Annotated in this window: 4 protein-coding genes; all 4 read left to right on the top strand. The window is 67.8% G+C overall.

Going from position 1 to position 7,694, the window contains the following annotated elements; translation table 11 throughout:
* Positions 1-587 precede the first annotated feature (587 nt).
* The 4 genes from G3N93_RS29855 to G3N93_RS29870 all read left to right on the top strand — a co-directional run bounded on the left by G3N93_RS29855 (position 588) and on the right by G3N93_RS29870 (position 7,652).
* Positions 588-1,403 (top strand): family 1 encapsulin nanocompartment shell protein, encoded by an 816-nt coding sequence (locus G3N93_RS29855; protein ID WP_174938263.1) that lies wholly within the window; start codon positions 588-590, stop codon positions 1,401-1,403.
* Between the two features lie 103 nt (positions 1,404-1,506).
* Entirely contained in the window at positions 1,507-1,776 is a 270-nt protein-coding gene (locus G3N93_RS29860; protein ID WP_174932801.1) for a hypothetical protein, read from the top strand.
* A 621-nt stretch (positions 1,777-2,397) separates the two neighbouring features.
* Positions 2,398-5,247, top strand: coding sequence for an ATP-dependent Clp protease ATP-binding subunit (locus tag G3N93_RS29865; RefSeq protein ID WP_174932800.1), 2,850 nt, complete (start codon positions 2,398-2,400; stop codon positions 5,245-5,247).
* A gap of 125 nt (positions 5,248-5,372) precedes the next feature.
* Positions 5,373-7,652 (top strand): FdhF/YdeP family oxidoreductase, encoded by a 2,280-nt coding sequence (locus G3N93_RS29870; RefSeq protein ID WP_206134567.1) that lies wholly within the window; start codon positions 5,373-5,375, stop codon positions 7,650-7,652.
* Positions 7,653-7,694: the final 42 nt, after the last annotated feature.

Below are 7,694 nucleotides of genomic sequence, written 5' to 3' on the forward strand. Positions count from 1 at the left end.
TGCGCCCGCTTCGTCCGCGCCGCATCGCGACGGCTCGCTGAAAATCGGCTCGCTGAAAGGCGTGCCGTCGTAACGCCAATCACCGAGGGCAGTCCGGCGCGCCAACCCCGCGCCGGGCGAGACGCGTCGTCGTGCGATGAACGACCTCCAGTTGGTTGTGAAGCCTCAATAGGCTGCGCCTATGGTTCATCCGGGCTCGGGCCCGACGACTGAACGCCGCCCGCTCCAGCTTCCTGAATCCCGGCTGGATGAATGTTCACAAGAATGAACGACACGCGTTAGCCCGTCGACCGGAACAGATTCCGCGTAGCGTCGAACGCGGCCCGCGCGGCGTTACCACCGGCACGCCGCAGGTATCGCAGCCCTCCCGTCGCGCCGTGCCCCACGCGCGCGCCGTCGCCCCCCACGCGAATTGCAGAACAGTTGCGCCACCGCAGGGTGTCGTTTCGATTTGTGCTGCAGTGGTGTCAATAGAGCCTGCTAATATGCATTTTCGCCCGCGATCGGCCTGCCTGGCATCAGGCGCAGTCCGTCAGCCGATCGGCCCACCATGAAGTGTTTTCGCAGACGTGAGGCAACCAGAACCCATGAATAACCTGCACCGCGAACTCGCCCCGATCTCGTCCTCCGCCTGGGAACAAATCGAGGAGGAAGTGGCACGCACGTTCAAACGATCGGTGGCCGGCCGCCGCGTCGTCGACGTCGACGGCCCCGAAGGCCCCGAGCTGTCGGCCGTCGGCACCGGGCACCTCGTCGACGTCGCCGCCCCGCGCGAGCAAGTGAATGCGCGGCTGCGCGAAGTCCGCACGATCGTCGAGCTGACCGTGCCGTTCGAGCTGAGCCGCGATGCGATCGACAGCGTCGAGCGCGGCGCGCGCGACGCCGACTGGCAACCGGCGAAGGACGCCGCGCAGCGGCTCGCGTTCGCCGAAGACGACGCGATTTTCGATGGCTACCAGGCCGCCGGCATCGTCGGCATCCGCGAAGGCACGTCGAACCGCAAGCTCACGCTGCCGGCGGATGTGAGCGCCTATCCCGACGCGATCAGCGACGCGCTCGAGGCGCTGCGGCTTGCCGGCGTCGACGGCCCGTACTCGGTCGTGCTCGGCTCGGATGCGTACACGGCGCTCAGCGAAGCGCGCGACCAGGGCTATCCGGTCCTCGGCCATATCAAGCGGATCGTCAGCGGCGAGATCATCTGGGCGCCGGCGATCAGCGGCGGCTGCGTGCTGTCCACGCGCGGCGGCGATTACGAGCTGCACCTCGGGGAAGACGTATCGATCGGCTACACGAGTCATACCGACAAGGTCGTCCGCCTGTACCTGCGCGAAACGTTCACGTTCCTGATGCTGACGAGCGAAGCATCGGTGGCCGTGGCGCCGCAGGCCAACACGGCTGCCTGACCGCGTTGCCTGCGCGCGATGCCCGCCGGGCGTCGCGCGCGAGCGGCCGCACCGCCGGCCGCATGTTCGTCGCCGATCAAACCCATCTTGCATGGAGTGTGTGATGAGCGAGTCGAATGAGGCATTGCAGGCGCTGCAGGCGTCGGTCGATCACCTGAAGCAGGCGGTCGATGCGAACGCGAGCAGCCAGGCCGGCGACACCGCCGTGCTGTTCACCGTCTTGTCGCTGGTCCTGGCGGAGTTGCCGCCCGACACGCGCAACCTGATCGAGGATTCGTTCGCCGTCTGGGCCAATGGCCTGCCGAATGCGGCACTGTCAACGGACGTGAAGCAGATCGCCCGGCAACGCCTTGCGATGACCGTCCCGGACTAACCGCGGCACGTCAAGGTTGCGCCGTGTCCGGCCCGGACCGTGCAACCCGCCCTCGCCTTCGGCCGGCACACACGCATCGTCTGCGGTGCGTGTGTGGTGGCACTTAGCCGGTCGCGGCACGCGCCCCCCGCGACGCTTCCGTCGCGCCTCCCCACCCGCGGTGCCGGTCACCCGCCGGCAAGCGGCGCCCTGCGCGCCGATGTCGCACCGCGATCCGTTCGCGTTCCGCCCGCCTCCGCCTCCTGTCATCACCCGCTGCGCACGCCGCGCACGCCCGTGCCGCCGTGCGCCCGCCCGTCTGTACTCCTTGCCACCCGTGCGCGCGTGCATGCGAGGGTGCAATTCACGGCCGGACCGCTGCGGACCTGTGTCTTGGATGTCCCCCGCCGTTTCGCTATTTTGACCGCAGTCGACGCGACGCCGTGGGCTCCTCCCGGCACGCCCTCTTGCCGACCGGACCGCGACCTTGCACGACGCCGGCGCGCGCTGCTTGACAGCAGCGGCGCCGCCCGCGCGCCGCCGTGCCGCGCGTCGTGCGTTCGCGGTCGGGAAGCGCCAAGCGCCGCACCGCATCGGGACTTCACCCTTCGACCCACTTTCACCGACAGGAGCCAGACCACCATGCCCGCACTTTGCGATATCTGCCACGCCCGGCCGGCCGTCGCGCGCGCAACCGTGATGCAGGACGGCGAGCGCAAGACGATCTCGATCTGCGATTACCACTTCCGTCAGCTGATGCGGCATCAGAGCATGCTGAACCCGTTCGATTCACTGCTCGGCGGGGGCGGCTCGTCGTCGCTGTTCGGTGGGCTCGACGACGACGCGCCGCTCGCCGCCGAGATCCCGCGCGAATCGGTCGACCCGACCGACGCGTTCAGCGAGCAGACGCTGGAACTGCTGCAGCGCGCGGCCGAGAAGGCGCACGAGCTGCGCCGCAGCGAGCTCGATTCCGAACACCTGTTGTACGCGCTCGCGGACACCGACGTGTGCGCTGCGCTGCTGAAGGAACTGAAGCTGTCGCCGCAGGACATTCGCTCGTACATCGACGAGCATGCGCACACCGGCACGGCCGACCCCGATGCGCCGCTCGACAAGCTGTCGATTTCGCCGCGCGTGAAGAAGGCCGTGCAGTACGCGTTCCAGGCGTCGCGCGATCTCGGTCACTCGTACATCGGCCCCGAGCACCTGCTGATCGGGCTCGCCTCGGTGCCGGACAGCGTCGCCGGCACGCTGCTGAAGAAATACGGCGTGACGCCCGAGGCGCTGCGCCAGAAGGTCGTGAAAGTGGTCGGCAAAGGCGCCGAGGACGGCCGCGTCGATGCGCCGACCGGCACGCCGAACCTCGACAAGTTCGGCCGCGACCTCACCGCGATCGCGCGCCAGGGCAAGCTCGACCCGGTGCTCGGCCGCGCGCAGGAAATCGAGAGCACGATCGAGGTGCTCGCGCGTCGCAAGAAGAACAACCCGGTGCTGATCGGCGAGCCGGGCGTCGGCAAGACGGCGATCGTCGAAGGGCTCGCGCAGCGGATCGTCAACGGCGACGTGCCCGAGGTGCTGCGCGACAAGCGGCTCGTCGAAGTCAACATCAACTCGATGGTGGCCGGCGCGAAGTATCGCGGCGAATTCGAGGAGCGCGCGAAGCAGCTGATCGACGAAGTCACTGCGAAGCAGGACGAACTGATCCTGTTCATCGACGAGCTGCACACGATCGTCGGTGCCGGCCAGGGCGGCGGCGAAGGCGGCCTCGACATCGCGAACGTGCTGAAGCCCGCGCTTGCGCGCGGCGAGCTGAGCCTGATCGGCGCGACGACGCTCAACGAATACCAGAAGTACATCGAGAAGGACGCCGCGCTCGAACGGCGCTTCCAGCCGGTGTTCGTGCCGGAGCCGAGCGTCGAGCAGACGATCGTGATCCTGCGCGGGCTGCGCGACAGCCTCGAGGCGCACCACCAGGTGACGTTCGCCGACGACGCATTCGTCGCGGCCGCGGAATTCGCCGATCGCTACATCACGTCGCGCTTCCTCCCCGACAAGGCGATCGACCTGATCGACCAGGCCGCCGCACGCGTGCGGATCGGCGCGACGTCGCGCCCGATCGACATCCAGGAAGGCGAAGCGCAGATCGCGCAACTGAAGCGCGAGCAGGACTACGCAACGTCGCGCAAGCGCTTCGACGAAGCGAAGCAGTTCGAGGAGCAGATCAACGCGAAGCAGAAATCCGTCGACGAGATGATGGAGGCGTGGCAGCGCAAGACCGGCTCCGAAACGCTCGAAGTGACCGTCGAATCGGTGGCCGAGGTCGTATCGCGGCTGACCGGCATCCCCGTGTCCGAACTCACGCAGGAAGAACGCCAGAAGCTGCTGAAGATGGAGGAGCAACTGCGCGAGCGCGTGGTCGGCCAGAGCGATGCCGTGGTGGCCGTCAGCGATGCCGTGCGGCTGTCGCGCGCGGGGCTCGGCCAGACGCACCGGCCGATCGCGACGTTCCTGTTCCTCGGGCCGACGGGCGTCGGCAAGACCGAACTCGCGAAGGCGCTCGCCGAGACCGTGTTCGGCGACGAGCAGGCGATCATCCGCATCGACATGTCCGAGTACATGGAGCGGCATGCGGTCGCGCGGCTGATCGGCGCGCCGCCCGGCTACGTCGGCTACGACGAAGGCGGCCAGCTCACCGAACGCGTGCGGCGGCGCCCGTACAGCGTGATCCTGCTCGACGAGATCGAGAAGGCGCATCCGGACGTCTACAACGTGCTGCTGCAGGTGTTCGACGACGGCCGCCTGACCGACGGCAAGGGTCGCGTGGTCGACTTCAGCAACACGATCATCATCGCGACGAGCAACCTCGGCGCCGCGATCATCATGGACAACCTCACGCAACCGGAAGCCGCGCGCAAGACCGACAAGGCGATCCGCGAGGAACTGATGCAGGTGCTGAAGGGCCATTTCCGCCCCGAATTCCTGAACCGGATCGACGAGGTGATCGTCTTCCATGCGCTGTCGAAGGAGAACATCCGCTCGATCGTGCAGATCCAGCTCGACCGCGTGGTGCGCACGGCCGCCGCGCAGGACATCACGCTCGTGATGGGCGACTCGCTCGTCGAGCACCTGACCGAAGCCGGCTACCAGCCGGAGTTCGGCGCGCGCGAGCTGAAGCGCCAGATCCGCCAGACCATCGAGACCCGGCTCGCGAAGGAGATCCTCGCCGACCGGCTGAAATCGGGCGACCGGTGCGAAGTCGACTACGACAAGGCCAGCGACGAAGTGAAGTTCAACACGCTCGCCGCGCCTGAAGCGAAGGAAACCAAGGACGCGAAGAAGGACGCCGACGGCAAGGCGAAACCGAACGGCAAGGCGGCCAAGGCAGGCAACGATGCGAAGACGGGCGACACGCCCGCCGACGCACCGCCGCCCGCGCCCGCCGCGAAACCGTCCGGCAAGAAGTCGTCCGGCTCAAAGAAGGACGCGCACTGAATAACAGCATGCCCCGCACGCCCGGGGCACGCATGACCGGCTCCGTCCCCCGGACGGAGCCGCCCCACGCCGCGACACGGCGCAAACCGAGCCACCCGTACCGGGACCGGCTGATGGAGATTCACATGACAAATCGACGCGAAGTGCCAGGCATCAGGAAGTACGACGGGCCCGCCGGTGGTTGGGGCGCGCTTCGCGCGACAGCCGATGCGGTGCGCACGCAAATGGAAACCATCGAGGCGCCGATCGTGCTGATGCGGACCAACCAGCCCGACGGCTTCGACTGCCCCGGCTGTGCGTGGCCCGACAAGGAACACAAGTCGACCTTCCAGTTCTGCGAGAACGGCGCGAAGGCCGTCACGTGGGAAGCGACGACCAAGCGCGTGACGCCCGAGTTCTTCGCGGCGAACACCGTGTCGTCGCTGCTGCGCATGTCGGACTACGAGCTGGAGAACATGGGCCGGCTCACGCATCCGCTCGTCTACGACCGCGCGACCGACACGTTCCGCCCGATCGAATGGGACGACGCGTTCGCGCGCATCGGCGAAGTGCTGCGCGCGCTGCCGCCCGATCAGGTCGAGTTCTATACGTCGGGGCGCGCGTCGAACGAAGCCGCGTACCTGTACCAGCTGTTCGCGCGCGAGTTCGGCACCAACAACTTCCCCGACTGCTCGAACATGTGCCACGAGCCGACCAGCGTCGGCCTGCCGCAGTCGATCGGCATCGGCAAGGGCACGGTGTCGCTAGAGGATTTCGACCACTGCGAGCTGATCATCTCGATCGGCCACAATCCCGGCACGAACCACCCGCGGATGATGGGCACGCTGCACGAGTGCTCGCGGCGCAACGTGCCGATCATCGTGTTCAACCCGCTGCGCGAGCGCGCGCTCGAACGCTTCGCCGATCCGCAGGACATGATCGAGATGGCGTCGTTCGGCTCGACCCGGATCGCATCGACGTACTACCAGGTCGACGCCGGCGGCGACGCGGCCGCGCTGAAGGGCATCATGAAGGCGCTGCTGCAGCTCGAAGCCGAGCGGGGCGACGTGCTCGACCGCGACTTCATCGCGCAGCACACCAACGGCTTCGACGCGTTCTCGGCCGATCTCGAAGCCACGTCGTGGGACGACATCGAGCGCGCGAGCGGGCTCAGCCAGGCGCAGCTCGAACAGGTCGCGCTCGCCTACGCGAAGTCGAACGCGACGATCGTCACGTACGGGATGGGCGTCACGCAGCACAACAAGGGCACGGCAACCGTGCGCCTGATCGCCGACCTGCTCCTGATGCGCGGCAACATCGGCAAGCCCGGCGCCGGCGTGTGCCCGCTGCGCGGCCACTCGAACGTGCAGGGCAACCGCACGGTCGGCATCACCGAGAAGCCGTCGGCCGAGTTCCTGAAGAAGATCGAGGACGTGTGCGGCTTCACGCCGCCCGCGCATCACGGGCACGACGCCGTGCAGGCGATGCAGGCGATGATCGATGGCACCGCGAAGGCGCTGCTGTGCCTCGGCGGCAACTTCGCGGTCGCGCTGCCCGATCCGGAACAGTCGTTCCCGGCGATGGCGAAGCTCGACCTGAGCGTGCATCTCGGCACCAAGCTGAACCGCTCGCACCTGCTGGTCGCGAAGGAAACCTTCATCCTGCCGGTGCTCGGCCGCACCGAGCTCGACATGCAGGCAACCGGCCGGCAGTCGATCACCGTCGAGGATTCGATGTCGATGGTTCACGCATCGGCCGGCAAGCTCAAGCCGGCGTCGGACCAGTTGCGCTCGGAACCCGCGATCGTCGCGGGGATCGCGCATGCGACGCTGCCGGCGAGCAAGGTCGCGTGGCTCGACCTGATCGACGACTACGACCGCATCCGCGACCTGATCGACCGCACCGTATCGGGCTTCGAGGCGTTCAACGATCGCATCCGCACGCCGGGCGGCTTCCGCCTGCCGCTGCCGCCCACCGAGCGCGTCTGGCCGACACCGACCGGCAAGGCGATGTTCTCGGTCTACAAGGGCGTGAAGGAAGATGCCGACGTGCTCGGCGCCGAGCAGGTGCTGCGGCTGATCACGCTGCGCAGCCACGACCAGTACAACACGACGATCTACGGGCTCGACGATCGCTATCGCGGCGTGTTCGGCCGGCGCGACGTGCTGTTCATGAACCCCGCCGATCTCGCGAAGTACGGGCTCGAACACGGCGACCTCGTCGACATCGAGACGGTCACCGCATCGGGCCGCGCGCTGCGTCTCGAGAAGATCACCGCGATCGAGTACGACATCGCGCCGGGGTCGGTCGGCGCGTACTACCCGGAAGCGAACGTGCTCGTGCCGCTCGACTACATCGACAAGGAAAGCGGCACGCCGTCGTACAAGTCGGTGCCGGTGCGCGTCGCGCGCGCGGCGGTGGTCTGACGCAACGGCAGGCTCGCGGGCGCCGTTCAGCGCACCCCGCGG

The sequence above is a fragment of the Burkholderia sp. Se-20378 genome, from assembly GCF_017104665.1.
GTDB classification, from domain to species: domain Bacteria; phylum Pseudomonadota; class Gammaproteobacteria; order Burkholderiales; family Burkholderiaceae; genus Burkholderia; species Burkholderia lata.

What these genes read in the sequence shown, in the direction of transcription:
- G3N93_RS29860 (WP_174932801.1), top strand. Translation starts at nt 1,507, where the DNA reads ATGAGCGAGTCGAATGAGGCATTGCAGGCGCTGCAGGCGTCGGTCGAT.
- G3N93_RS29870 (WP_206134567.1), top strand. Translation starts at nt 5,373, where the DNA reads ATGACAAATCGACGCGAAGTGCCAGGCATCAGGAAGTACGACGGGCCC.
- G3N93_RS29855 (WP_174938263.1), top strand. Translation starts at nt 588, where the DNA reads ATGAATAACCTGCACCGCGAACTCGCCCCGATCTCGTCCTCCGCCTGG.
- G3N93_RS29865 (WP_174932800.1), top strand. Translation starts at nt 2,398, where the DNA reads ATGCCCGCACTTTGCGATATCTGCCACGCCCGGCCGGCCGTCGCGCGC.